Raw genomic sequence first — 24749 nt, 5'->3', positions numbered from 1 at the left:
TGCGGCAGAGCCTTTCATAAGCTTCCGACCCGCATCGTCAGAGTTGCGGCTTCGGGATGGGATTTGAGCGGCGCGGCTTCGGTGCCTCGACGAGACGGAAATCCACCGGTGGCGATCTCCACTCGAATGGCAGTTGGAGAGGAGCGGTGCAGAGGGTCAGCAGACTCCGCCCCTCCCCGTTCCGGACCTCGAACACGAAGCCGGGCCGCTCCATCCGCGCGCAGTTATGCCATTGGTCGAAATCGATCCAATCGTTCATCGATCTTATCCTATGAGCCTCTATCAGAGATAGAAGTCGGCGATCGCCAGCGTCGAGATGCCTGTGACGTTGATGCGGAAATCCGCCGTCCTGTCGCCGTTCACATCTCCCGAAAGCACATTGCCGATGAAGTTCAACTGTCCGCTCTGGCCCGTGAAGGCCATGTTTCCGATGAACGAGAAAGCCTGATCTCCGCCGGTTGCGGTGTTGGCATCGATGGTGCGCAGATCGATGCGGTCGACGGCCCGCACGAAGTCCTGGATCGTATCGCGCGCGCTCGAAAGGGAATCCTTCACGGAGTTGAAATCGAAGATATCCGTCCCGGTGCCGCCTGAGAGCGTATCGGCTCCGGCTGCGCCATCCAGGGAATCGCCTCCGCCAAGCCCGTACAACGTGTCCGAGCCGGCACCGCCTCTGAGCAGGTTGATGCCGTCGTTGCCGGTCAACGAATCGTTGCCGGATCCACCGACGGCATTCTCGATGAGCGAGCGCGTATCGCCGTGATAGAGCAATGCATTGGCGATGTTGCCGACCGCGACCTTCGAGCCGTCCCAGTGCAGTTTCGCAAGCTGAGCGGCGGATGTCTTCGTAAATTCTCCGGGGCGAAGATCGACCTTGAGATTGGTCGAATAATTCGAGAGGTCGTAAGTGTCGTTTCCGCCACCGTCCCAGACGGTCAGAAAGATCTTGTTGCCGCCGGGCGCACCCTGACCGACACCGTTGACGGCCATCTCGCCGGTCGTCGCATTCCAGGAATAAGTCGAGTTGCCGCCATTCGTGGCGTAGTTCGCCCCATACATGTGCTGCACGGCCGCGATATCGTACATCATCAGCGACTGCGCATAGCCCCAGGTCTCATTCGTGTAGCCCCCGGTCGTCGAGCCCCCGACATAGGAGCGATAGCTCATGACCGTGTACTCGAGCGAGTCCCGGTCCTGCGGCATGGCATTGCCTTCGTGCGTATGCTCGAGTCCGAGCGCGTGCCCAATCTCGTGCAGGAAGACCATGAAGGCATAATTGCCCTTCACCGGGCTGGTGAAATAGCCGTTGGAGATATTGAACCAGACATCCCCGCCCTCAGCCACCGTGTTGGGGAGATAGGCCCATGCGGAGCCGGTCTTGTCCGACATCGCCAAGCGCAGATCCGCGTGCTGCGTTGCGGTTTCACTGGTCTCCGTGAAAGTCAGATTCGCCACCGAGGCGTATGTCTTCAGGGCATTGCGAGCTGTTGTCTGCTGAACTGTACCGAGGCTCCTGAAGTTCGTGATGTTCTCCGCTGTGCCGTATGAATTACCGTAATACGATCCGTTTGTAGGAAAGCTGTAGGTTACGTTGTTGACTGCCCATTTATATTCGCCAAGAACACCATCGATATACGTATTTCCAGTCAGGCCATAAGTAGCAATAGCAGGCATAAAACCATCCTGTTCGGAAATTATTCTGAAGAATAGGGGGATCAGAACTGCCGTGGGCCGACAAGGTTTGCCTTTGAACGGGATGCTGGCAATTACACCAAAGAGGTAGTCTTCCGTTTTGTAATTCGTTTCTGTACCCAGCCACCCTTGCATCGTGCAGCCGATCACTGTGCCCTCTCCTAGGAGAGGGGCTCCGTCAGATCATTGAGATGATCAAATCTGCGACGCTTTGCCCTGTAATTCGCGCCTCACTGACGTTGAGGCGATCGTTGCTCAGAAACCCCCGTGTGCGATCAGGGCCTCGGCTTGTAGGATCGATGAATTGCGTATGCGCTGCGGATGAGCTTGGGCTGTCCTGCTGCAATCGTTTGGCTGCTCCGGACATTGCCCGTCGCGGAGTTGCCATAGTCCGTATCCTCTCCGCGCAACGAAGGCCTTAGGTCGAAGGCCGTATCGGGCCGCCGACAGTCGCTCCCTGCGGCTGAACTCCTCGGAGGGCAAGGACCGTCCTCAGCCGCCCGAATGGCGTTCACTCATCTCGGGCGCCGGTGTCCTCCATCGGCCAGTCGGTGATGCGCTCCAGGAGTTCGGCGATTGTGAAGTTTTCCTCCGGCCCGGCGACCCGGTCGCGGACGGAGATCCCGGCCGCGTGCACCGTTGCCGGATCGCCCGAGACGAGTGGGTGCCACCAGTAGAGGTCGTGGCCCTCGGCCAGGAGACGGTAGGCGCAGGTGTGGGGCAGCCAAGAGAGGCTGCGCACGGCCTGGGGCGTCAGGCGCACGCAATCGGCAACCTTGGCCTGGCGGTTCGGGTAGTCGCGGCAGCGGCAGGTCTGGTCGTCGAGGAGGGTGCAGCCCACATCGGTGTACATCACCTCGGCCGTATCCTCGTCCTCGAGCTTGACAAGGCAGCAGCGCCCGCAGCCGTCGCACAGGCTCTCCCACTCGTCGAGGCTCATGGCCTCGAGGGACTTCACGTGCCAGAAGGGTTGCTCCTCCGGCTGAGGGCGGGTGGCGGGTGCGGCATTTGGCATGTGGGCGCTTTGACGTCTCTTTGAGGCGGTTTGAAGGAAGGTGCTAAACCGCACATCGGCCAGTCAGTACTTCCGAAGAGGTAAATCTCTGTGAACCTACAAACAAGGTTCTGAGTTATATATATCAGCATCGCCACGCTTCGGCGTTGCCGCTAGCTCATCGTGGGGAAAGATGGATCCGGTTTTCCGCACCCAACGATGCGCCAGACAGCAGAAGGAGCACCGGAGGGATCCCGAAAGTGGTTTCCACTTTTGGGCCGATGCTCTAGGACTTCGAAGATCATAAACAAGGCATGTCAGGCCCCTGATCTGCCCGAGGACCGTCGTGAGCCAGCAGCCCCCCATCCCTCTTATGACGCGGATCAAGCGCGGCGCGCTTTGGTTCGATGCGTGGCTCAACTCCGCGCTGTTCCAGAGCGGGCGAGGACTGGCGGGCGCGTGGAGCTGGTACTCGGAAAAGTTGACGTGCCTGCGGTTTCGCGGCCCGCTTCGCGGCATCCTGGATCTGACCAGCGAGGCGACCACCCTGGGCACCGTGGGCGGCATCGTCATGCTGGCGCTCGCCCTCCCGGCCTTCAGGGAGACGGAGGATGATTGGCTCAAGACCCAGGATCTCGCCGTCACCTTCCTCGACCGCTACGGCCAGGAGGTCGGACGCCGTGGCCTCCACCTCGACGATTCCTACAAGCTCGAGGACTTCCCGGACTACATGATCAAGGCCGCCCTGGCGACGGAAGACCGGCGCTTCTATGACCACTGGGGCATTGACCCGATCGGCACCTTCCGTGCCGTCCTGGTGAATGCTCAGGGCGGCGGCGTGGTGCAGGGCGGCTCCTCGATCACCCAGCAGCTGGCCAAGAATCTCTTCCTCACCAACGAGCGCTCCCTTGAGCGCAAGATCAAGGAAGCCTTTCTCGCGGCCTGGCTCGAGTTCCACCTGACCAAGGACGAGATCCTCAAGCTCTATCTCGACCGCGCCTATATGGGCGGTGGCGCCCACGGCGTCGTAGCGGCGGCCGACTATTATTTCGGCAAGCCCGCCAAGGAGCTGACCCTGGCCGAATCCGCCATGCTGGCCGGCCTGTTCAAGGCGCCAACCAAATACGCGCCGCACGTGAACCTGCCGGCGGCCCGCGCCCGGGCCAACGAGGTCCTGCGCAACATGGTCGAGGCCGGGTTCCTGACCGAAGGGCAAATCCAGACGGCGCGCCGCAATCCGGCGACTCCGGTCAATCGGGAGCGCGAGACGACCCCCGACTTCTACCTCGATTGGGCCTTCGACCAGGTGAAGAGCCTCGCTGCCCAGAAGAAATTCGGCAACGAGCGGGTGCTGATCGTGAAAACGCCCCTCGACACGGGGCTTCAGCGGCACACGGAAGAGACGCTGGAAAACATGCTCCGCCAGCATGGACGCCAGTACAAGGCGGGCCAGGGCGCGATCGTCGTGATGGACGTGGACGGTGCCGTGCGCACCATCGTCGGCGGACGGGACTACGGCCAGAGCCAGTTCAACCGCGCCACCGGGGGTCTGCGGCAGCCCGGTTCCTCCTTCAAGCCCTTCGTCTACGCCGCGGCCCTGACCACCAATCCGAAGCTTCGGCCTAACTCGATCGTGGTCGACCGGCCGATCTGCCTCGGCAATTGGTGTCCGCAGAACTATGGTCGCTCCTTCTCCGGCTCGATGCCGCTCGTCTCTGCCTTGGCGCGCTCCATCAACTCTATCCCTGTGATCATGTCGGTGGAGATCGGCAAGGGCAACGCCAAGGCGGGCCGCGCGGTGATCGTGGATACGGCCAAGCGCATGGGCCTCACCCACCCACTGACGGATTCGAGCTCGCTGCCCATCGGCGCCGCCGAGGTGACGCCTATCGACATGGCGGCCTCCTATGCGGTCTTCGCCAATGGCGGCAAGCGCGCGGACCCCTACGCCGCGTGGGAGGTCCGCAACTCCTCAGGCGAGGTCATCTACCGTCATGACCGGGATACGCCGCCCAAGCAGGTGCTCGACACCCGCGTCGTTCATGACATGAACTTCATGCTCAACAAGGTGGTCGAGGAAGGAACCGGCAAGCGCGCGGCGCTCGAAGGTATTCCGGTTGCGGGCAAGACCGGCACCACCAACGGCTACAAGGATGCCTGGTTTGTGGGCTTCACCGGCAACCTCGTCGCCAGTGTCTGGTACGGCAACGACGATTCCAGTCCCATGAACGACATGACCGGCGGTACGCTTCCGGCAATGACTTGGCATGAGGTGATGAACCTCGCCCACCAGAACCTGGAAATCCGTCCCATCCCCGGCGCGAGCCCGGCCAATGCTTCCCGCGTAGCCTCCGCCAAAGGTCCGGCGGCGGATCAGGCCCAGGCACCCGCGCAATCCTTCCTGGCCGGCACTCTCTCCCGCAAGTCCTATGAGGTTCTGGGCGGCATCGGCACGCTGTTCAAGTCGGTCGACCGCTCCGTGACGACGGGCAAGGCCTCGGAGACGCCGCGCAGCTCCGCCGCCGTGGATGCCCGTCGCCAAGTCGCAATGCCTTAAAAATGCAGACAGAGGCTCACTTGACGAACGCCCCTGCGGCCGCTTCCATGCGCGCGCCATCGACCCCGTTATCGCCCGTGACCACCAGACGCGTCCCAACAGCCTTCCTCATCGTCTACGCGCTGCTTCTGGCGCTGGGAGTGGGCTTGAGCTCGGCCTACTGGGCCATGAACGGCGATCCACCCTTCGGCAGGCTGCGCCTCGGGTCATGGCAGGCTTGGCCGAAGCTGGGCTCGCCCGAGGCCGATCCTTACATGCGCGCGATCATCGCCCGGCGCGGCGATGTTCCGCTGGCCACCGGCGAAGGATTGGGCTTCACCGCCCAGACGGACAGCGAAGGCAGGCCGCTCGACTCCGCCTGCACCTACACCATCGGAGCCGTCGCCCCTATCGCGCGGCTCTGGACCCTGACCCTTTACGACGAGGACGGTCACCTGCCTGCGACTGCGCTTGGACGCCGAAGCTTCACCTCGGCGGAACTGCTCCGGGATTCTCAGGACCTGTTCACCATCGCCCTGTCCCGCAATCTGCAGCCGGGCAACTGGCTCCAGCTCCCCGCATCCGGTCCCTTCACCGTGGTGCTGCGTCTCTACGATCCTCCAGGGGCCGCCGGCGCCAATCTTGAGGAAGTCGACTTTCCTGTCATCCAACGTCTGGGGTGCGGAGCATGAGAGGCTTCGGTCGTTTTCTCGTCGCCACCCTCTGCGGCATCGTGATCGCGGCGGGGGTTCATATCGCGGCTATCCTTGCGGCTCCGTATCTTGCCGATCAGGATGCTTTCACCAAGGTCCAGACCACGCTGACCGCCGACAAGGCGCAGATCATCGGCGCACCGGGCGGTGAGAACACCTGGTTGCCGAGACCGGATCCAGCCGTTGCCGTGGCGACCTGCGCCTTCGATCTCCGCAACGGCCCCATGCGCATCGCGGCCCGGACCGGATCGCTCCCGCTGTCCTTCTCCTTTCATAAGGAATCGGGCGGAGTGTTCTTTGCCGTCACGGACCGCGCGGCCGTGCGGGGCGAGCTCGAGATCGTCGCCATGACTGCCCGCCAACTCGACGAGGCCCGCGCCGCGGAGGACGAGAACGATCCCTCGCGCGATGTGCGGATCGTCTCGCCGGAACGGCAGGGCTTCGTCATTGTGCGCGTGGCCGCTCCTAGCCCAAGCCTGCGGCCTCAGGCAGAGGAGGCGGCAAAGGCGGTATCCTGCACGGCCGAGCAGGACGCCTAAAAACCATGTCCTGGCGCCCCATGATGCCCGAGGACATGCCCCTGGTGCAGGTTCTTGCGGATACGATCCATGTCGGCCATCCGGAGGACTTGGAGGTCCTGGCCGAGCGCCAGCGCCTCTATCCGCAGGGTTGCCTCATGCTGACCGAGGACCAACAGGCCATCGGCTATGCGCTCACGCATCCCTGGCATTATGGCGAGCCGCCGCCCCTGAATGGGCTGCTAGGCAAACTCCCTGTCGCCCCCACGACCTATTACATCCACGATGTCGCGCTGCTGCCGGTCGCGCGCGGTAAGGGATATGCGGTGCAGGCGGCGGACAGGTTGATTGCCCATGCGCGCGCGGCAGCCTTCGGCAATCTGTCGCTCGTCGCAGTCAACAGGTCTCAGGCGTTCTGGGAGAGGGTCGGCTTTCGCGTGCTGTCCATAGCCGGCCTGGACGCAAAGCTCGCGAGCTACGGGCAGGATGCGGTGCTCATGGTGCGCGATCTGGCAAGGCCGACACATGACGCCTAACGGCGTCTCATCGTCATGAAAATCAAACTGAGTTACGAGCGACGACGTCCGGGGCTGTTGGAGGCCAGTGGGCGGGAAGGACCGGGATTGGGGGAAGGCCTCTCATAGCGAACGCCGGTGAAGAGAAGGATCTCGCCCCGAGGCTCATCTGCGGACAAGAGCGGGCGCTGCGGCCGCACCGTATTATCCGGAAAGGCGATCACCACTCCCGGTGATCTGGTCCAGATGTCTCGCATTGTGCCCTCCTCTATTGTGCCACTGACTGCCTCTACGACTGACTCACAAAAAGAGATCTATGGTTAACAGTTCGTTTCTGCCGGGCTGTGCGCTGCAGAAAAATGCTTTCCCTGGCATGAAAACAACACCCACTGCCGCGCTTATGTTCCCCCTACGGATCGTCTAAAATCCAAGTCTCTCATGCCCGTTAAAGATGCGCTAAGGAACGGCTCCTAGCCTTCGGCCGATTGCGTTGAAGCGAGTACGAGTATGGCGTCGTCGGCGAATCCGGACCTCTGGTCCGACCTGTCGGGTTTTGGGTCTTCGGACGGCAGCAATTCCGATGCGCGGGCCGCTCTCCTGAAAGTGAACGCGGAGATGTTCGTCGCCGCTGCGGCACGCGACCGCGAGAGCATCGAGACCTTCGAGACTCTCGTTCTTGGCTTCCTGCCGAAAACCGATCCCGCGACTCTTCTCGAGCTCGCCCGCATCCTGGCTCCCTGCCCGGACACGCCGGCCTCCGTTCTCGATTACCTGGCGCAGCATTCCCCCGACGCGCGCGACATCCTGCACCATCATGCGGCGCGACTGCCACCCGCTTTAGGCAGCAAGCAGCTTGCGACGCCGGAGGGGCGCCTCTACCTCGCGTCGCAATCGGATCTCGATCCGACGACCGTTCAAAAACTGCTGGCGCTGAGAGAGAGCGCGGTCGAGGACGCGCTCGCTTCCAATCCGGCTTTTGCTCCCGACACAACGCTTTTCACGGATCTGCTGCGGCGGGCACGCCATCGCGCCACCCTCGCGGCCATTCTTCTCGAGCGGGCTGACCTCCCGACGGCCGGTCAGGCGTCCCTTTATCTCGCAGCGGATGCGGGGCGCCGCAAAGCGATCCGGGAGCGTGTCGCTGCCTCCCTCGCCCACCGGCGCGTCACCCTGTCGTTTACGCTGACCGAGCAGGATCTTGCCGACCTCCTGGCTGCCGGTCTCAAAGGCGACGACCGGAGGTTGGAAACTCTCCTGACTTCCCTTTTCGGCTTTCCCGCGTCGACGGAATGGCGCGTGCTCGAAATCGGACGCCACAGCCTTCTCGCTCTTGCATTGACGGTGTTGGGCGTGTCGCAGAGGGATGCGATAAGGATCTTCCTCACCCTGCACCCTGCCCTGTCCTACCCGCTCTCCGTCATCAGGACATTGGTGCAAGAAATGCGGGATGTTCCCGGTCCAGTCGCCCTCGTCCTCATCGAGTCGATTCTGGACGTCAGGATCCTCTCGGGATAAGCGCTCGCGTAGGCCGCCGGGCAAATGATCGAAGGTCCTCACCTTAGATGGTGCAAAGGATGGATGCTGTCTGAACCCGGTTTCTGCTAGACTGCTTGCAGTGGCAGTCTGACTGGAGGGTCGGATGTTCCTGCGAACGATCGAGGACGAACAAGCAACCGGCAGAGTCGCGGAAATATACGAGAAGCAGAAAGCGCAACTCGGTTTCGTCATGGAAGCGGCGAAATGCTTCACTGCCCGGCCAGACCTGCTGCCGATCTATACGGATTTTTCCGACAGGATCCGCGCCGGCTTCTCGCTCGGCCTTCGGGAATGGCGCCTGATCACGCTGATTGCGGCAAAGCACATCCCCTCCACCTATTGCTCCCACGTCTACGGCAAGCAGCTCATCGACGATCTCGGCTCGAAGGAGGCCGTGCTCGCCGTCCAGCGCGACTTCCGGACCGCCGGCTTATCGGACAGGGATGTCGAAATGCTGGCCTACGCGGAGAAGATCGCCCAGGACGCATCCCGGGTCTCTCACACCGATATCGACCGCCTGCACGCGGTCGGGTTCTCGGATCAGCAGATCTGCGACATCGCCCTCTGCACCGCCTTCCGCTGCTTCGTCAGCCGCTTCTTCGACGCCACGGGCGCAGGGACCGAGGCTGTCTTCATCGACGATGATACAGAGTTCCGGACGAGTATGAGCGTCGGCCGCTCGCTCTAAAGCAGCAGAACGGCCCATTCAGACACTTCGCTCTCAAGGTCCAGCGAGATCTTGAAAGCCGCTCCGTCTCTCATGCCTTTCAGCCATTTTAAATGACGATCAACATTTATTCTTGCATTTAGATTTCGATCATCATATATCTGTGTCATGATCTTCCTTGTTGGAGAGTGCAGATGCGAGTCAGCCGGGAACAAGCGGATAAGAACCGAGAGCACGTGATCGATGTCGCCAGCCGCCTCTTCCGCGAGCGGGGCTTCGAGGGCATCGGCGTTGCCGACCTCATGAAGGAGGCCGGCCTCACCCACGGCGGCTTCTACGGTCAGTTCAAGTCCAAGGAAGATTTGAAGATTCAGGCGAGTCGCCGTGCCCTGTCCAGGAACAAGGACAGATGGGCCAAGGTCCTCGCCGAGACACCGAGCGAGAAGCTCTCCGCTCTCGCCCGCTTCTACCTGTCGGACGCTCATCGGGACCGGCGCGGCGAAGGATGTGCGCTTGCGGCGCTCGGAGGAGATGCCCCGCGCTACGGCCGGGAGCTTCAGGCCGCCTTCAAGGACGGCATCGAAGGCTATCTGGAGCTTCTCGACGGCATCATGTCGGCGTCATCCGGCGAAAAGCGGCGCGACAAAACCATCGTCGCTCTGTCCACCATGGTCGGGGCTCTCGTCCTGTCGCGCGCTGTCGGCGATGAGGCGCTGTCGCAGAAGATCCTCTCTGCGGCCGCCGACGAGATCGCGGCCAAATCGGAATAGGCGGCAAGCGGCACAATTCATGCCCCCACATCCCGCAGGAGAATACCTGTGTCCATCATCGAAACGTTTTCGACCGAAACGGCGGAGCCTGCCGCAGAGCGCAAACTGACCGCCGGGCTCCTGGCCCTGCTGGCAGGATTGGCGGCCATCGGCGCGCTCTCCACCAACATCATTCTTCCGTCCTTTCCGTCGATCGGCGTGGCGCTGAACGTTCCGGCCCGCGATCTCGGCCTGACGCTCTCCAGCTTCTTCATCGCCTTCGCCATCGGGCAGCTGTTCGTCGGCCCCTTGTCCGACCGCTACGGCCGCAGATGGTTCGTGCTCGGCGGCCTGACGGTGTTCATCATCGGCAGCGCAATCTGTGGCGGAGCCGAAAGCTTTCCGATGCTGATCGTCGGCCGCATCATTCAGGCGCTCGGCGTCTGTGCGGCGTCCGTTCTCTCGCGCGCCATCGCACGCGATCTCTTCGATGGCGAAGCGCTTGCGAAAGCACTGTCGCTGACCATGGTCGCCATGGCGGCCGCGCCCGGCTTCTCTCCCCTCCTCGGCAGTGCGCTCGATGCGCAGTTCGGCTGGCGCGCGGCCTTCGTGATGGTCGGTGCTTCGGGCGCCGTCCTCGCGGCCTATTACGCGCTCAGCGCAGGCGAAACGCATCCACCGGATCGCCGCTCGGCAGCTTCACTCTCCGCCACCATGCATGCCTATCGTCGGCTTCTGGCAGACGCACGCTTCATTCTGCCGGCGCTTGCCGTCAGCCTCATCATCGGCGGTCTCTACGCCTTCTTCGCTGCGGCACCTGCGATCCTGATGCTGAGCCTCGGCCTATCCGCGCTGCAGCTCGGCCTGTTCTTCGCCACGACGGTGTTCGTCGTCTTCGCCGGCGGATTGCTGGCACCGCGCCTCGCACACAAATGGGGAGCGCGCTCCATCGCTGTCATGGGCATCGTCCTGGCAATGCTCGGCGGCGGCTTCCTGCTTGCGATCAGCGAATCACCGACCTTTCCGGGTTTCGCAGCTGCGATCGCGGTCTTCCTGCTCGGCATGGGGTTGGTCAATCCGCTCGGCACGGCCATCACGCTGCAACCGTTCGGACGGCAGGCCGGCTTGGCTTCGGCGCTTCTCGGTTTCCTGCAGATGGCCTGCGCAGCTACGGGCACCGCCCTTACGACCGCCCTTCCACTCTCACCCTTGGGCGCGCTGAGCATCATCCTCACCGGCGGCTCAACCCTCGCCCTTGTCATCTTCCTCCGGCAGCGCCGCGAATCCAATCATGGAAAGGCTTAAGTCATGCGCTACAAGCTCTTCGGCCAGCATACGGGACTTCGTGTTTCCGAACTGGTTCTCGGCACCGGCAACTTCGGCACGCGCTGGGGCCACGGCACCGAGCCTGACGAGGCCCGCCGCATCCTCGACGCCTATGCGCAAGCCGGCGGCAACTTCATCGATACGGCGGACAGCTACCAGTTCGGTCAATCGGAAGAGATCCTGGGCGACCTGCTGCAAGGACGGCGCGACGATTTCGTCGTGGCGACGAAATTCACGCAGCGCGCCAACCCGAAGGATGGCATCCTCGTCACCGGCAACAGCCGCAAGGCGATGGCGTCCTCGGTGGAGGCGAGCCTCAAGCGCCTGAAGACCGATCATATCGATCTCTACTGGGTGCATTATTCGGACGGCGTCACACCGACCGAGGAAATCGTGCGCGGCTTCGACGATCTCGTGCGGGCCGGCAAGATTCTCTATGCGGGTCTCTCGGACTTCCCAGCCTGGCGCGTGGCGCGCGCAGCCACCATCGCCGAACTCCGTGGCACCGTTCCCATCGCGGGCCTGCAGGTCGAGCACAGCCTCGTGGAGCGCACGACCGAGCAGGAACTCATCCCGGCGGGTCAGGCGCTCGGCCTCGGCATCGTCGCGTGGTCGCCGCTCGGCGGCGGCATGCTCACCGGCAAATACCGGCAGGGAGAGGCCGGCCGCGCGCAGGGGCTCGGCGGCAAGGTGTTCCAGGCGGAGAACTCCGCACAGCGCAGCGCGGTGCTCGACACGGTGATCACGGTGGCCGAAGAGCTTGGCGTCGCGCCGGGTGAGGTCGCCATCGCCTGGGTCGCCGCCAAAGGCTCGCTTCCCATCATCGGGCCCCGCACCGTGGCCCAACTCGAAAGCAATCTCGCGTCAGCGAAGGTCGAACTGGCGCCTGAGCAGATCGCGCGTCTCGACAAGGTCAGCAGCCTGCCGCCGGTGTTCCCTTACACGATGATCCATGAGGCAGGAACGCAGCAGCGCGGCGCCGGCGGCAAGTTCGACCTGCTCGACCATCCCGCCGTTCCGGTGGCTTAGTCTTCCGCGGCGAGGTCGAGGAAGTGGCGCCCTGCCCGGTCGTCGACCTCCACGAGCCAAAGGTCGGGATCGAAGCGGAGTTCGCGCGCCATGCGCTCCTCCACGTCGAGGGGCATCACATTCTGCAGGATCGGAGAGAACAGGCGCTCGCCGCTGTCATCGAGAAAGAGCTGTGGCGCGGGACCGTAGAGGCTCGCGGTGCCGTCAAGCCGATCTACCTTCACGAAGATCGCGCCGGCCTCGGCGGCGCCGCGCTTGCGAAGAGCGGCCTCGATTCCCTCCACAGAGCAGCGGCGCAGATAGGCGGAAACCCAGAAGTCCGAGCGAAGCCTCGACACTATTGAACCGTGATGCCGGATGCTGCGGCAAGCTCGCGAATCGTCCGTGCGTTCAACTCGCCCGTGACAGGCAACCGTCGGTCCTGCTCGAACCGCTCGATGGCCTGCCGCGTGCCGGAGCCCATCATGCCGTCCACCTTCACGCTGTAGCCCAATCGCGCCAGCGCGCGCTGGCCCGCCAGGACGGTGTCGCCGGGGTCCGAGCGGCCCACATTGGCGGGCGGCACCGGCACCGGTCCGCCCATGCGAATCATGTCGGCGATGGGATCGCGCGTGGCACTCCGCACAGGCGCAGACGCAAGCGCGGTGGGCGCAGGCGCCGCGGAGGCGGCCGGCTGCGGAGCGCGGGCCGGCGGTGCCGCGGCGGGAACAGGCGGGCCGCCGTTGCGGATCATATCGGCAATCGGATTGCGCGCAGGCGGCTTGGGTATGGCGACAGCCGAGGCAGGCGCGGCCTCCGGAGCGGAATGCGCGACGGATTCATGCGAAGCGGGCGCAGCCGCCAGCTCCGCGGCCTGCTGTGCTCCAGGACGCGCGGGAGGCAGAGGCTGGACGGCTTCGCTCTCGGACTCGGGAGCCAGCACGATCTCCCTCGTGTTGAAGAGGGGCGCCGGATGGCGGTTGCTTTGCAGCGCCAGCGCATTCCAGGCAATCGCGCCGCCGCATCCGGTCAGTAACAGGGCAGCAAGGATCTGGCGCGGATGGCTGAAAACGAAGGAAGCCGCCCTCTCGCCGACGCTCGGCTTGCGCGGCGGCTTGGCGGCGCGCTTTTGCGTCGGCCGCGCCGGAGCCTTCCGCCGTACGACTGCGGGCAGGTCGAGATCGTCATCGGGATGATCGACAAAAGCTTCACGCAAGGGAGTCGTTTCCGTCTTCGAAGAATGATGTCGTTTTGGTCCGCGCAGCCAGTAAAACAAGACGGCAGGGCACCGTTTCTTGTCTTTCTGACGGCAAAGCCTGACAGAGCCGGTTTAAGCGAAACCTAATTGCTTAGGATCGACCGTGGAAACGAGCCGACGAGAGGAAGCAGCACGGTGCCAGGGCTCATGCTCGGTTAGAATTTTTCTTGCCTTCTCAGGCACTTGGCGAAGCTCGCGCGCAGCAAGGTTTTATTCATCCTGTTTCCAGATTCCTCGCGCACCTCCTACGCGGCGCCGCCTGCGTACGTTATGGTGCTGCATCGTTCTTCGTTTCAGGCAACCGGCCGCTTCATGTTTTCGATCCTTCGTTTCATCCTCATCGTCGGCGCGATTTTCTATTACTCGCCGGTGCGCCAGCAGGGCGAGGGAACGGCTGCGATCGAGGCTTTCCTGACGCCGAAGACGAGCCAACCGACGGCTGCCAGTCCTGCTCCTGCCACGGATAAGACCGGCCATCTCGAGACCGTATGGAAGGCGCTTCCCGAGGGCGCCAAGCAGGCCGTCGTCGACAAGATTCTCACCACCTCAGGCTTCCCCGTCGCCGGCCCGGCCAAGTCATCGGACACCCTGCGACCCGAGGACCGCGAGCCTGCTGCGTCCAAGCCTCGCACCTAAATCCGGCTCCTTCCGTCGCCAAAATGCTTGGTGATGATTATATGACAGGCAGACAACACGGGTTTGCCATGCTGCCGACAATCGACGAAATCGTTTCCAATTTCGAGCTGCTCGACGAATGGGAGGAGCGGTATCGCTACGTCATCGAGCTCGGCCGGCTCATGGAGCCGTTGCCGAAAGACGCGTATAACGACGTCAACAAGGTCCAGGGCTGTGCTAGCCAAGTATGGCTCCAGACCAATCTCGTTTTCTCCAACGGCGAACCCCTCCTGCATCTTCGCGGCGACAGCGACGCCCACATCGTCCGCGGCCTCGTGGCACTCCTGATCTCCCTCTACGGCGGCAAGACACCCTCCGAGGCCCTCTCCACCGACGCCCTGGCGCTGTTCAAGGAGCTCGGCCTGTCGGAGCATCTGACGCCGCAACGTTCGAACGGCGTCAGATCCATGGTCGAACGCATCCGTCGCGACGCGCAGATGGCCCTGGCGGCCTCCTAAACCCGCCCACCCTCGATCACCACCGCCTGCCAGGCGCGGATGCCGCGTGAGGCGGCTGGGCCGCGGGCCGAGGCTTCGATGCCGTAATGCTCCGCAAGCCGCGCCAGGGCGAGCCGCACCACGATTTTCCCTGAGCGCGGCGGCCATTGCCGCTCGCGTTCGATCTGCTCCAGACCTTTCAGGAAGCCGCAAAGGTCGAGGAGCAGGTCGCTGAAATCGCCGCCGATGACATCGAAGGCGTTCCGCAGCCGCTGACGGGCAGCGACCATCCGATCCGTGGCTTCGCCCGGAGAGGCAGGACCGCCGCTTTTCGGCATGCCGTCCCAGCGGGCCGTCACGCCAGGCAGCAGCCCCGCCAGCATGATATCGGTCCGCAGGCGCTCGCCGGCCTGATACGAAGCTTCATCGATCATCGGCTCGCCGTCACGACCTTTCCGGCGGCGAAGCCAATCGAGCGGGCTCTCATCCGAGTCCACGCGCACACTTGTGGTTCCAGTCTCCGTCTCGACGGTAGCGAGATCCGTCTCGCGATGCTGGTGAAAGAAAGCCATGTCCGCTTCCGGCGCCGACGCCCGGCGCAGATGGGCTTTGCCGGCCTTCGTCAGCAGCAGGGTTTTCCGACCGGACGCAGTCTGCTCCCAGCAGCCGAGATCCTGGCGGACGAGAGCTTCCGCCACGGCATAGGCAAAGCGCCCTGCTCCCACCGAGATTCCCGACCGGCGCCTGTGGACAAGCACGCTTGCCGGATCCGTCGGATCGACGATGGCCCAGGTCTCGGGCTGGCCGAGTGCCGTCAGAAGCCGCCGCGCCTCCCTGGGCAGGGAATCGCCCGCCTTGCGTCCGACCGTCGCTCCCGGTTTGCTGTCTCCCTTCCGCACACGCCTCTTCGAACGGGTCTCCTTCGGGGCGGAAATCCTTGGTGCGGCAATACTTTGATGAACCGCATCGCCGTCTTCAATGTTCATGTTTTGTTCCTATAAATAAACTAAGGAAGGGTCTCCCCTTCCACCCTCGATAGTGGGGGCATATTCCTAGTTGTCAACGAAGATTCAAAACTGTTGATAAGAGTGAGGATAAGTCGGACGGCACATGCTTCATCCGCATAAAGGCCGCATTAGTCCTTCGCCTTTGACTGCGAAGGACTATGCTGAATCAGGCGGCGGACGACACCGCCGGCGATCCGGGTCCAGAGCCCTGCGCGAAAGGGAATCCTTCATCGGCCCAGCCGGTTATGCCGCCGACCATCAATTTGACCGGGCGGCCGAGTTGCGACAGCTTCAGCGCCGCGCGGTCAGCGCCATTGCAATGCGGACCGGCGCAATAGACCACGAACAGGGTGTTCTCGGGCCAGACGGCCATGCGCTCCGCCGTCATCTCCCGATGCGGAAGATTGAGCGCGCCCGGCACGTGGCTGCGCGCGTAAGACTTGGGTCCACGTGCATCAATGAGCACGAAATCGACGGTTCCGCCCGAGAGGGATTCGTGCACATCGGCGCAATCCGTTTCGAGCGACAGGCGACTTGCGAAATGCTTCGCAGCCTTGAACGGAGCAGCCGCGGGAATGGCGGCGACGGAACTCGTTGGCATGACAACCTCCTTGTGAAAAAGCCGTCGCCAGATTTCCGCAGAGGCGTCATGGTGAAAAGTGGCGCTTCTGCCAACAGACGTAAACATCATGCCAAACCGCCTTGTCGTCGCCCTCGCCTATGACCGTTTGAGCACTTTCGAATTCGGCATCGCCGTCGAGATCTTCGGCCTGCCCCGGCCCGAGATGGGACCGGACTGGTACCGCTTCGCGGTCTGCGCCATCGAGCCAGGTCCCCTACGGGCCATCGGGGGCTTCCAGATCATGGCGGATGGCGGGCTTGAATTGCTGGACCAGGCCGACACCATCGTCATCCCGGGCTGGCGCGGAGCGTCCAGAGCATCGGACTCGAACGTGGAATCCGCTTTCGGGGTCGATTCGATGCTCATTTCCCAAAGCAGCGCATCGTCTGGAACGAACCAAAGGTCCGCACGATGCGCTGGCGAGCCCGTGCCTCCGGCGCTGATCGCCGCCTTGCAACGGGCCCATGCGCGAGGCGCGCGCCTGATGTCCATCTGCTCCGGCGTCTTTGCGCTTGCCGCGACGGGACTTCTGTCCGGCAAACGGGCGACCACGCATTGGCATTACGTGGAGCAGCTCTCGCAGGCCTATCCGGATATCAAGGTTGAGCCGGATGTTCTCTATGTGGACGAAGGCAGGGTGCTGACCTCTGCCGGCAGCGCGGCCGGGATCGATCTCTGCCTCCATGTGGTGCGCGCCGATTTCGGACCCGAGATCGCCAACCGCCTCGCCCGCCGCCTCGTGGTGCCGCCCCATCGTGAAGGCGGACAGGCGCAGTTCATCGAGCGGCCCGTGCCGCCGGCTCGCGAGGGCCTTCGGTTCGCGCCCCTCTTCGACAAGATGCGGGCGCGCCTTGGCGAGGAGCAGCCGGTCGCCGAGCTGGCTGCCGAGGCCGGGATGAGCGTGCGCACCTTTCTGCGCCGCTTCAAGGCCGCGACCGGCCTGCCGCCGGGGGAATGGCTGCTCACGGAGCGCCTGGTCCGCGCGCGGGAATTGCTGGAGACCACGGGCCATTCCATCGAGAGCATTGCCGATGCGACCGGTTTCGGCTCCGCAGCCACCCTTCGCCACCATTTCCGGGCGCGGCTCGGCACGAGTCCCGTGGCCTACCGCAACCGGTTCGCTTCGGGAGTGGCTCGGGCTGCCGACAGGGCAGGCCCGAAAAAGCAAAAAGCCGCCCCTTGGGGCGGCTGATTTCAGCTCGGAAGGCCGATCCTTAGAGCTGTTTCCACTTGCATGGAAGCATTTCTCTTCTTTGGCTTACCGCATTTTTGACGGCGAACCGAATCCGCTTCGCCGAAAAATGCTCTAGCTGCTGCTGCGCGAGGAACGGCGCTTACGGCGCTGCTGGCCGAGGCCCATTTCCTTGGCGAGCTCTGAGCGAGCCTTGGCATAGTTGGGAGCCACCATCGGGTAATCGACGGGCAGAGCCCACTTCTCGCGATATTGCTCGGGCGTCATGTTGTACTGCGTGCGCAGATGGCGCTTCAGCGACTTGAACTTCTTGCCGTCCTCGAGGCAGACGATGTAGTCCGGCGTAACGGACTTCTTGACCGGGATTGCCGGCTTCGGCGCCTCGACAGGCACTTCCACGGTGCCGCCCCCGACACGCAGAAGAGCCGAATGGACGTCGCTGATCAACGTCGGCAAGTCGCCCGAAGGAACAGAATTATTGCTGACGTAGGCCGAAACGATATCCGCAGCTAGCTCAATGTAGTTCGAAGCAGCGATGTTGTCGCTCATTTTGATTTTCTTCCTTTCCGGCTCTTTAGAATCACTCAAAAAAGCATTTCAACCTAAATTTGAGCATTCTCGTCTGAAGCAATGCTTGCCTCTTGCTTGAGCCGCACCGTACTTGCACAGAAGTCGTGCTCGCTCGTCCAAGTATGTCAAATCGAGCCCCATTGCAAGATGTGCAAAAGGAAAACTTTGGAAAACTTCATATCAACTTGCACTATGCAATAAACCTACGTTGAACAGTTAATGCATTCCGCCATAGGTTAAGGCTTTCGTCACATAAATTTCATCCTTTCGATCCGAAGAAGTAACTAGAAAGGCACTTATTTTGCACGATTGAGATCCCCCGAGCCCAAGCGGACCCAGCATGGGCAATCTCCGTTATCTGTGCATAATCCCGCCTCTTGATGATTTGCCTGGATAATTTCATGAATATTGAACGGCTTCCCCTCCATCCCTTGCCTGCGGCCCCGTCGATCCCGGCCAAACCGCATGTCTTCGAAGTGCATGGCACTCGGATCCAGGACGATTATGCGTGGTTGAAGGCCGAGAATTGGAAGGACGTTCTCAAAGATCCTTCGGTTCTGGATCCTTCCATCCGCACTGCGTTGGAGCAGGAGAACGCCTACGCAGCGGCAGCCTTCTCCGGAACGGAGGAGTTTCAGGCCCGCCTTGTGGCCGAAATGCGCGGACGCATCAAGGAGGACGATTCCACCGTTCCGGAGCCGGATGGGCCCTTCGCCTATTTCACCCGCTACCGTGAGGGCGGGCAGCATCCCCTCGTCTGCAGACAGCTTCGCGACGGTGGGCCTGAGACGATCATGCTGGACGGCGACAAGGAAGCCGAAGGACGGCCCTTCTTCGATCTCGGCGGGGCGGATCACTCGCCTCACCATCGCCTGATGGCCTGGGGTGCAGATATCAAAGGTTCGGAATACTTCACGATTCGCGTGCGAGATCTTGAAAGCGGCGCGGATCTGCCGGACGAGGTCGCGCAAACATCGGGCGGCGCCGTATGGCTCAACGATTCTTCCGGCTTCTACTACGTCGAGCTCGACGAAAACCACCGCCCCGTACGCGTCAAACGCCATCTTCTCGGTTCGAGCGCCGAGCAGGATCAGGTGATCTACGAGGAGAAGGACCCCGGCTTTTTCGTGAAGCTCGGCATCACGCAGTCGAACGCCTTCGTCCTCATCGAGGCGAGCGACCACGAAACCTCCGAAATCTGGCTGCTCGACCGGACGGACGCATCGGCATCGCCACGGCTCGTCGAGCCGCGCACGCCGAAGCTGAAATACGACGTGGAGCATCACGGTGACAGCCTGATCATCCTCACCAATGCGGATGGCTCCGAGGACTTCAAGATCGTCATGGCGCCAGTCGCGACGCCGGGACGGGCCCATTGGAAGGATCTCGTGCCCTATCGACCCGGCACGATGATCCTCTCCGTGGTTGCGCTTGCCCGCTATCTCGTGCGACTCGAGCGGGAGAATGCAAATCCCCGAATCGTGCTGCGGGAATTCGCAACAGGCCGCGAAGAGAGCATCGCCTTCGAGGAGGAAGCGTATTCGCTCGGCTTCTCGGCCGGCTACGAATTCGACACGGACGTCATCCGCTACCATTACTCGTCGATGACGACGCCGAGCGAGGTGATCGATTATCATTTGCGCACCGGGGAGCGCACGCTTCGCAAGCGGCAGGAAGTGCCGAGCGGCCACAACCCGGCGGATTACGTGACCCGCCGATTGTTTGCGATGGCTCCCGATGGCGAACAGGTTCCCATCTCGCTCGTGCACCGGCGCGAGGTCGCGCTCGATGGCTCCGCGCCATGCCTGCTTTATGGATACGGTTCCTACGGCATGTCCATGCCCGCGAGCTTTCGTACCGGAATCCTGTCCCTCGTCGATCGTGGCTTCGTCTATGCCATCGCCCATATCCGGGGCGGCACGGAAAAAGGCTGGCGCTGGTACATGGACGGCAAGCGTGAGAAGAAGACGAACACGTTCAAGGACTTCATCGCCTGCGGCGAGGCTCTCATCCAGGCGGGCTACACCTCCCGCGGACGCATCGTCGCCCATGGCGGCAGTGCGGGCGGCATGCTCATGGGAGCGGTCGCCAACCTGGCACCGGACCTCTTTGCGGGGATCATCGCCGAGGTGCCATTCGTCGACGTGCTCAACACCATGCTCGACAGCGAACTGCCCCTCACCCCGCCGGAATGGCCGGAATGGGGCAATCCGGCCGCGGACGATGCGGCTTTCCAGTCGATCCTGTCCTATTCGCCCTATGACAACGTGAAGCCTCAGGCCTATCCGGCAATCCTGGCGCTCGCCGGTCTCACAGACCCTCGCGTCACCTATTGGGAGCCCGCGAAATGGGTCGCAAGGCTAAGGGCCACCATGACGGGCGGGGGTCCGGTCGTGCTCAAACTCAACATGGAGGCCGGACACGCCGGTGCCGCCGGTCGTTTCGATCGGCTTGAGGAGGTCGCCCTTGCCTATACCTTTGCCATTCGATGCATTGAAGGGTTCCAGAACTGACTCGATGCGCTATGTGAAAACATAACACTTCGAGAGAAGCCGCTGCACCATGCCGCAGAGCGTACAAGACTATGAGAGTACAGACCGATGACCAAGCGCGGCAGTCTAACGGCTGAGGACGATATCGCCTCTCAGGAAGGCGATAAGCAACGTATCGCAGAGCTGGAATCTCGCTTGGCTCTGGCGGAGGGAGCACTGCGCTCCAGCAACTTCAAGTTGAGAATGGCCCTCGACATTGCCCGGCTTGGCGCATGGGAGCGGGATCTGGAGACTGGCGAGATCACGGGCACAGCCGTCTTCAAGGCCTATCTCGGGCTCCCGTCGGACGCAAAGCTCACCCATGCCGAACTGCAGGCCATGTTCCATCCGGCCGACCTCGAGCGCATCAACCAGGCGATCTCCTATGCGCTCCGCACCAAGACGGATTTCAATATCGAGCATCGAATCCTGAGGGCTGACGGAAGCATCGGCCACGTCCACGTGCGTGGCGGCATCATCTATGAGGGTAACAAGCCTACAAGTTTCGTCGGCGTGCTGCAGGATATCAAGGAGCGGCAGAAAATCAGGGAGGAAATGGGCCAAGCCCAACGCCGCCAAGAGTTCCTCCTCAAGCTCAACGACCAGCTCAGCAATATCGACGACCAATACGAAATCATGGAGATCGCCGCACGCAATGTGAGCGAACTTCTGAAGGTCGACACCGCGGGCTATGGTGAAGTCTATCAGGATCGCGGCGTCATCATCGTTGAACGCGAGTGGTCCTGGGGGCTCATTACCAATGAAGGCAAGGTTGAAAAGATCGACCAGCAGGCCAGCCCGATCATCGAGTTGTTAAAGCGCGGACAACCCGCCATCATCAACGATGTGAGAACGGACCCGCGCCTCGATGACCCTGCTCTTCAAGCCTTCTACAGCACCATCAACGCGCGGTCGGGTTTCGCCGTTCCTATTCACAAGAACGGGCGTTTCATCGCCGAATTCTACGTCTATTCATCGGTGCCGCGCGACTGGACGAGCGACGAGATCGCACTTGTCGAAGATGTGGCGGAACGCACTTGGCTGGCGATAGAGAAAGTCCGGGCCGAGACGAAACTCCGCGAAACCGAAGCGCGATTCAAGCTCATCGCCGAGTCGCTCCCCGCTCTCGTGTGGATCGTTAAGCCGAACCTGGAATTGACCTACACGAATGAACGATGGGTCACCTACTCGGGCCTGCCTCCGGAAGACGCGCTGGGACATAGCTGGACAGCTGCCATTCACCCTGACGACTGGGCGAGAATGACCGAGGAGCTGAAACCCGTCATGGCCAATGAAATCCCTTATACGACCGAGGTCCGCTACCGCTCGGCGGAAGGGGAGTATCGCTGGCATATCATCCGGGCAGCCCCGGTGCACAATGCCGCCACGGGAGAGTTCAACGGATGGGTCGGCACGAGCGTCGACATCCATAATTTGAAGCTGACGGAAGCAGCCTTGCGGATCAGCGAGGAACGTCTGTCGCTCGCGCAGCGCGCTGCCGGAATCGGCGTGTTCGACTGGGACGTTCCTGCCGGTAAGGTAACATGGACGGCCGAGCAGGAACGCCTGTTCGGCCTTGAGAAGGGCACGTTCGGAGAAGATTTCTCCAGTTGGGAGGCAAGAGTGCTCCCGAAGGATCTGGAGCCCGCCAACAGAACTATAGCAGAGGCGTTGGCCCGTCATGACCCCGAGATCAACCTGGCCTATCGGATCCGGCGCCCCGACGGAAACATCCGCACGATCGATACGACTGCGCTGTTCTTTTATGACGACAAAGGCGCTCCGCTGCGCATGGTGGGAGTCAATATCGACATCACACGCTACAAAGATGCGGAGCATCGCCAGAATCTTCTTATTCGCGAACTCCACCATCGGGTGAAGAACACTTTGGCGACCGTCCAAGCCATCGTCGGCTCCACTGCCCGCACCGCCTCCAGCATCGACGAGTTCTACCAGGGCTTCGTGGGTCGTATCGTCTCGCTCGCGCGCACCCACAACCTCCTCACCGAGGATTTATGGCAGAAGGCGGCGCTGGAGGAGCTCGTCAAGACCGAGCTCGGGCCTTACGAGGACGAGGCACGAAACCGCATCACCATCGAGGGCCCGCACCTCGAGCTGCCCTCGGAAGCGGCGGTGCCGATCGGCATGGCGATCCATGAGCTGACCACGAATGCGGCCAAGCATGGGGCCCTATCCACCTTCGGCGGGCAGGTCGAGGTTCGCTGGCGGGTGGAGCCGGGAGAGGAGCGCCCGATGCTGCATTTCTCCTGGGTGGAGCATGGTGGGCCGCGGGTCAGCACACCCACGCGCCAAGGGTTCGGCACACGTCTGCTCCAGCGGGTACTGGCTACACAGTTGCAGGCGGACGTCTCCATGAACTTTATCGAGGAGGGTCTGCACTTCTCGATGCAAATGCCGATCCCGACCGAGCCTCCCACCTTCAATCCGGACACGTAGGGTTCCATGCTGCTCGACGCGACACGCTCTCATCTTCTTGTCGTCGATCTCCAGGCCCGGCTCATGCCTGCCATCCATGAAGGCGAGAATGTCCTCCGGAATGTGAGAATCCTGCTGGAAGCTGCCAAGCGGCTGGGAATTCCCGTCTCGGTGACGGAGCAATATCCCAAGGGCCTCGGCCCAACCGTACCGTCGGTGCTGGAGGCGCTGCCGGCTGAAACGGTCACGTTGGCCAAAACCGCCTTCTCCGCCGCCCGCGACCCGGCGATTGCCGAGCGGATCGCAGCTTTGCGCGGCAGCGGCCTGAATCAGCTCGTGATCTGTGGAACCGAAGCCCATATCTGCGTGCTGCAAAGCGCTCTGGAATTTCGGAATACGGGCCTGGACGTCTTCGTCGTTGCCGATGCGGTGTCGAGCCGCTCGAACCACAGCGTCGCCACCGCCTGCGCGCGGCTGCTTCATGCCGGTTGCCATTGGGTGACGACGGAGATGGTCGCCTTCGAGTGGATGGGAGAAGCGGCCACGGACGATTTCCGCGCGCTGGCTCCCCTCTTCAGATAGAGGACGACGGGCTTCCCTCGCCTCCTGCGGCGATGAACTCCTTCAGCTCGTCCAGGGACTTGAAACGGAACACACCGCTCGGGGTCTGCGCCTCGATGGAGCCATTCGAGAACATCACGTACTTATTGTCGCCGGAATTGTAGGTGCCGACGACCATGGCAGGGCGCGATGCATCGGAAGCGGTTTCATCTTCGAGCTCCGCTTCCCGTTCGACGTCCGTCGTGACGGCAGGCTCGCGATCGGGCTCCGGCTCAAGATCCGACACGATCTCGACAACGGGCTCCGGACGCTCGTCACGTTCGTCGAGATCGCGCGGCTCGGGCCCACGCTCATCCAGGTCGCGATGATAGATGTCGGCACCGTCACTGACGCGCGGCTCTTCGTCCTCATCGCGCGCCCGTTCCGCCAAAAGGAAGTCGGGCACCTTCATGTCCAGTTCGTCTTCTTCATGGGACGGTGCAGAGGACGGGCCTGTCCTGGGTGGGAACGACGGAAGAGTGTCGGGAACTTTGGGTTCCTCTGGCCATTTGGCAGCCTCTATCTCCTCCTTGATCGGCTCGTGCTTGCCCTCATCCTCGAAGAGCGGAAGGGTGGCCTGCGCGTCATCGGCACGCTCGCCGTCGTCAGTCTCGGCGGCCGTCTTTCCGGCCACGAGGCCACCGGAGAGCGCCGCAAGCGAAAGTCTCTTCGATGATTTCGGCGTCCCGAGAAGGGCTTCTTCGTCGAAGCCGCCCTGGAGCTGCAACAGGCGCTTCTCGATCTTCGCCAGCTTGGAGACGGCGGCGGCGATGCCGAGCAGAATCGCGCCGCTCGCGGCCGTGATGCTGCCGGCGATCACCATCGTCCAGCCGCGCTCGACCAGAACGATATCCCATCCAAAGAAAGCGGCGAGCAGCCCACCAACGATCATCGCAAAAGCGAGGGCCAGAAGAGCGATGATCATGCCGTCTCCATCATACGCAAACCCAGAGCATCGGACCCAAAAGTGGACCCCACTTTTGGGATCCAATCCGATGCTCCCCCTATAAGGGCGCATCGTTCGGGGCGGAAAACCGGATCCACTTTTCCGCACGATGCGCTAAGATAATCAAGGCAAAGCTATGCCTCTATAGGCAAAAGACAACCGGCTGGGAAGCTTGAGCAGAAAAAAGTCCGCAGCTTGGCCGTTGCTCTTGGGCAGGTGGC

General features: G+C 62.4%; 24 protein-coding genes. 15 read left to right on the top strand and 9 right to left on the bottom strand.

The genetic code is table 11. The features are described 5' to 3' along the window. Positions 1 to 37: 37 nt before the first annotated feature. The 3 genes from ACD578_RS03105 to ACD578_RS03095 all read right to left on the bottom strand — a co-directional run bounded on the left by ACD578_RS03105 (position 38) and on the right by ACD578_RS03095 (position 2707). Complete coding sequence (locus tag ACD578_RS03105; RefSeq protein ID WP_404290771.1) at positions 38 to 259, bottom strand: hypothetical protein; 222 nt, start codon at positions 257 to 259, stop codon at positions 38 to 40. A gap of 23 nt (positions 260 to 282) precedes the next feature. After that, positions 283 to 1674, bottom strand: coding sequence for a M10 family metallopeptidase (locus ACD578_RS03100; protein ID WP_404290769.1), 1392 nt, complete (start codon positions 1672 to 1674; stop codon positions 283 to 285). A 529-nt stretch (positions 1675 to 2203) separates the two neighbouring features. Next, complete coding sequence (locus tag ACD578_RS03095) at positions 2204 to 2707, bottom strand: YcgN family cysteine cluster protein (protein ID WP_404290767.1); 504 nt, start codon at positions 2705 to 2707, stop codon at positions 2204 to 2206. Between the two features lie 352 nt (positions 2708 to 3059). On the opposite strand from ACD578_RS03095, the gene ACD578_RS03090 reads away from it, so the two are divergent. The 9 genes from ACD578_RS03090 to ACD578_RS03050 all read left to right on the top strand — a co-directional run bounded on the left by ACD578_RS03090 (position 3060) and on the right by ACD578_RS03050 (position 12275). Further along, complete coding sequence (locus tag ACD578_RS03090; protein WP_404293679.1) at positions 3060 to 5243, top strand: transglycosylase domain-containing protein; 2184 nt, start codon at positions 3060 to 3062, stop codon at positions 5241 to 5243. A 20-nt stretch (positions 5244 to 5263) separates the two neighbouring features. Then, entirely contained in the window at positions 5264 to 5914 is a 651-nt protein-coding gene (locus tag ACD578_RS03085; protein WP_404290765.1) for a DUF1214 domain-containing protein, read from the top strand. Next, the gene (locus ACD578_RS03080; protein ID WP_404290763.1) at positions 5911 to 6474 is read left to right on the top strand and encodes a hypothetical protein; all 564 of its coding nucleotides are present in this window, start codon (positions 5911 to 5913) and stop codon (positions 6472 to 6474) included. The genes ACD578_RS03085 and ACD578_RS03080 overlap by 4 nt, the downstream gene beginning before the upstream one ends. 5 nt (positions 6475 to 6479) lie before the next feature. Then, on the top strand, positions 6480 to 6989 hold the full coding sequence (locus tag ACD578_RS03075) for a GNAT family N-acetyltransferase (RefSeq protein WP_404290761.1): 510 nt from the start codon (positions 6480 to 6482) through the stop codon (positions 6987 to 6989). Between the two features lie 486 nt (positions 6990 to 7475). Continuing rightward, positions 7476 to 8483, top strand: coding sequence for a hypothetical protein (locus ACD578_RS03070; protein WP_404290759.1), 1008 nt, complete (start codon positions 7476 to 7478; stop codon positions 8481 to 8483). Positions 8484 to 8607: 124 nt separating this feature from the next. Next, positions 8608 to 9192: a carboxymuconolactone decarboxylase family protein gene (locus tag ACD578_RS03065; RefSeq protein ID WP_404290757.1), complete on the top strand. Its 585-nt coding sequence runs from the start codon at positions 8608 to 8610 to the stop codon at positions 9190 to 9192. Between the two features lie 173 nt (positions 9193 to 9365). Then, a complete protein-coding gene (locus ACD578_RS03060; RefSeq protein WP_404290755.1) occupies positions 9366 to 9941 on the top strand; it encodes a TetR/AcrR family transcriptional regulator in 576 nt (191 codons plus the stop codon). A gap of 48 nt (positions 9942 to 9989) precedes the next feature. After that, entirely contained in the window at positions 9990 to 11225 is a 1236-nt protein-coding gene (locus ACD578_RS03055) for a multidrug effflux MFS transporter (RefSeq protein WP_404290753.1), read from the top strand. Between the two features lie 3 nt (positions 11226 to 11228). Continuing rightward, positions 11229 to 12275 (top strand): aldo/keto reductase, encoded by a 1047-nt coding sequence (locus tag ACD578_RS03050; protein ID WP_404290751.1) that lies wholly within the window; start codon positions 11229 to 11231, stop codon positions 12273 to 12275. Here ACD578_RS03050 and ACD578_RS03045 read toward each other — a convergent pair. Further along, positions 12272 to 12613, bottom strand: coding sequence for a DUF1491 family protein (locus ACD578_RS03045; protein WP_404290749.1), 342 nt, complete (start codon positions 12611 to 12613; stop codon positions 12272 to 12274). The two genes, ACD578_RS03050 and ACD578_RS03045, sit on opposite strands and share 4 nt — an antisense overlap. Continuing rightward, the gene (locus tag ACD578_RS03040; protein WP_404290747.1) at positions 12613 to 13470 is read right to left on the bottom strand and encodes a peptidoglycan-binding domain-containing protein; all 858 of its coding nucleotides are present in this window, start codon (positions 13468 to 13470) and stop codon (positions 12613 to 12615) included. Before ACD578_RS03040 ends, ACD578_RS03045 begins: the two co-directional genes overlap by 1 nt. 354 nt (positions 13471 to 13824) lie before the next feature. Between ACD578_RS03040 and ACD578_RS03035 the strand changes: the two genes are divergently transcribed. Further along, the gene (locus ACD578_RS03035) at positions 13825 to 14148 is read left to right on the top strand and encodes a hypothetical protein (RefSeq protein WP_404290745.1); all 324 of its coding nucleotides are present in this window, start codon (positions 13825 to 13827) and stop codon (positions 14146 to 14148) included. Between the two features lie 68 nt (positions 14149 to 14216). After that, entirely contained in the window at positions 14217 to 14645 is a 429-nt protein-coding gene (locus ACD578_RS03030; protein WP_404293677.1) for a SufE family protein, read from the top strand. Here the strand turns inward: ACD578_RS03030 and ACD578_RS03025 are convergent. Continuing rightward, a complete protein-coding gene (locus ACD578_RS03025; protein ID WP_404290743.1) occupies positions 14642 to 15610 on the bottom strand; it encodes a DUF6456 domain-containing protein in 969 nt (322 codons plus the stop codon). The genes ACD578_RS03030 and ACD578_RS03025 overlap by 4 nt on opposite strands. A 187-nt stretch (positions 15611 to 15797) precedes the next feature. After that, positions 15798 to 16232 (bottom strand): rhodanese-like domain-containing protein, encoded by a 435-nt coding sequence (locus tag ACD578_RS03020; protein ID WP_404290741.1) that lies wholly within the window; start codon positions 16230 to 16232, stop codon positions 15798 to 15800. A gap of 67 nt (positions 16233 to 16299) precedes the next feature. Between ACD578_RS03020 and ACD578_RS03015 the strand changes: the two genes are divergently transcribed. After that, entirely contained in the window at positions 16300 to 17445 is a 1146-nt protein-coding gene (locus ACD578_RS03015) for a transcriptional regulator FtrA (RefSeq protein WP_404293675.1), read from the top strand. A 114-nt stretch (positions 17446 to 17559) separates the two neighbouring features. Here the strand turns inward: ACD578_RS03015 and ACD578_RS03010 are convergent, their stop codons facing one another. After that, a complete protein-coding gene (locus ACD578_RS03010) occupies positions 17560 to 17994 on the bottom strand; it encodes a MucR family transcriptional regulator (protein WP_152715227.1) in 435 nt (144 codons plus the stop codon). A 422-nt stretch (positions 17995 to 18416) separates the two neighbouring features. Here ACD578_RS03010 and ACD578_RS03005 point away from each other — a divergent pair, with 422 nt between their 5' ends. The 3 genes from ACD578_RS03005 to ACD578_RS02995 all read left to right on the top strand — a co-directional run bounded on the left by ACD578_RS03005 (position 18417) and on the right by ACD578_RS02995 (position 23564). After that, entirely contained in the window at positions 18417 to 20528 is a 2112-nt protein-coding gene (locus ACD578_RS03005) for a S9 family peptidase (protein WP_404290739.1), read from the top strand. Positions 20529 to 20615: 87 nt separating this feature from the next. Continuing rightward, positions 20616 to 23003 (top strand): PAS domain-containing protein, encoded by a 2388-nt coding sequence (locus ACD578_RS03000; RefSeq protein WP_404290737.1) that lies wholly within the window; start codon positions 20616 to 20618, stop codon positions 23001 to 23003. 6 nt (positions 23004 to 23009) lie between these two features. Continuing rightward, a complete protein-coding gene (locus ACD578_RS02995) occupies positions 23010 to 23564 on the top strand; it encodes a hydrolase (protein WP_404290735.1) in 555 nt (184 codons plus the stop codon). Here the strand turns inward: ACD578_RS02995 and ACD578_RS02990 are convergent. After that, a complete protein-coding gene (locus ACD578_RS02990) occupies positions 23557 to 24507 on the bottom strand; it encodes a hypothetical protein (RefSeq protein ID WP_404290733.1) in 951 nt (316 codons plus the stop codon). The two genes, ACD578_RS02995 and ACD578_RS02990, sit on opposite strands and share 8 nt — an antisense overlap. Positions 24508 to 24749: the final 242 nt, after the last annotated feature.

Origin of the sequence: Microvirga sp. RSM25, assembly GCF_044784385.1 — a bacterium.
Taxonomy (GTDB): domain Bacteria; phylum Pseudomonadota; class Alphaproteobacteria; order Rhizobiales; family Beijerinckiaceae; genus Microvirga; species Microvirga tunisiensis.
This window is presented reverse-complemented; position numbering and strand designations above follow the sequence as displayed.

Coding starts and splice junctions, on each gene's coding strand:
- ACD578_RS03105 (WP_404290771.1), bottom strand. CDS start 259: ATGAACGATTGGATCGATTTCGACCAATGGCATAACTGCGCGCGGATG.
- ACD578_RS03100 (WP_404290769.1), bottom strand. CDS start 1,674: ATGCCTGCTATTGCTACTTATGGCCTGACTGGAAATACGTATATCGAT.
- ACD578_RS03095 (WP_404290767.1), bottom strand. CDS start 2,707: ATGCCAAATGCCGCACCCGCCACCCGCCCTCAGCCGGAGGAGCAACCC.
- ACD578_RS03090 (WP_404293679.1), top strand. CDS start 3,060: ATGACGCGGATCAAGCGCGGCGCGCTTTGGTTCGATGCGTGGCTCAAC.
- ACD578_RS03080 (WP_404290763.1), top strand. CDS start 5,911: ATGAGAGGCTTCGGTCGTTTTCTCGTCGCCACCCTCTGCGGCATCGTG.
- ACD578_RS03075 (WP_404290761.1), top strand. CDS start 6,480: ATGTCCTGGCGCCCCATGATGCCCGAGGACATGCCCCTGGTGCAGGTT.
- ACD578_RS03070 (WP_404290759.1), top strand. CDS start 7,476: ATGGCGTCGTCGGCGAATCCGGACCTCTGGTCCGACCTGTCGGGTTTT.
- ACD578_RS03065 (WP_404290757.1), top strand. CDS start 8,608: ATGTTCCTGCGAACGATCGAGGACGAACAAGCAACCGGCAGAGTCGCG.
- ACD578_RS03060 (WP_404290755.1), top strand. CDS start 9,366: ATGCGAGTCAGCCGGGAACAAGCGGATAAGAACCGAGAGCACGTGATC.
- ACD578_RS03050 (WP_404290751.1), top strand. CDS start 11,229: ATGCGCTACAAGCTCTTCGGCCAGCATACGGGACTTCGTGTTTCCGAA.
- ACD578_RS03035 (WP_404290745.1), top strand. CDS start 13,825: ATGTTTTCGATCCTTCGTTTCATCCTCATCGTCGGCGCGATTTTCTAT.
- ACD578_RS03030 (WP_404293677.1), top strand. CDS start 14,217: ATGCTGCCGACAATCGACGAAATCGTTTCCAATTTCGAGCTGCTCGAC.
- ACD578_RS03025 (WP_404290743.1), bottom strand. CDS start 15,610: ATGAACATTGAAGACGGCGATGCGGTTCATCAAAGTATTGCCGCACCA.
- ACD578_RS03020 (WP_404290741.1), bottom strand. CDS start 16,232: ATGCCAACGAGTTCCGTCGCCGCCATTCCCGCGGCTGCTCCGTTCAAG.
- ACD578_RS03010 (WP_152715227.1), bottom strand. CDS start 17,994: ATGAGCGACAACATCGCTGCTTCGAACTACATTGAGCTAGCTGCGGAT.
- ACD578_RS03005 (WP_404290739.1), top strand. CDS start 18,417: ATGAATATTGAACGGCTTCCCCTCCATCCCTTGCCTGCGGCCCCGTCG.
- ACD578_RS03000 (WP_404290737.1), top strand. CDS start 20,616: ATGACCAAGCGCGGCAGTCTAACGGCTGAGGACGATATCGCCTCTCAG.
- ACD578_RS02995 (WP_404290735.1), top strand. CDS start 23,010: ATGCTGCTCGACGCGACACGCTCTCATCTTCTTGTCGTCGATCTCCAG.
- ACD578_RS02990 (WP_404290733.1), bottom strand. CDS start 24,507: ATGATCATCGCTCTTCTGGCCCTCGCTTTTGCGATGATCGTTGGTGGG.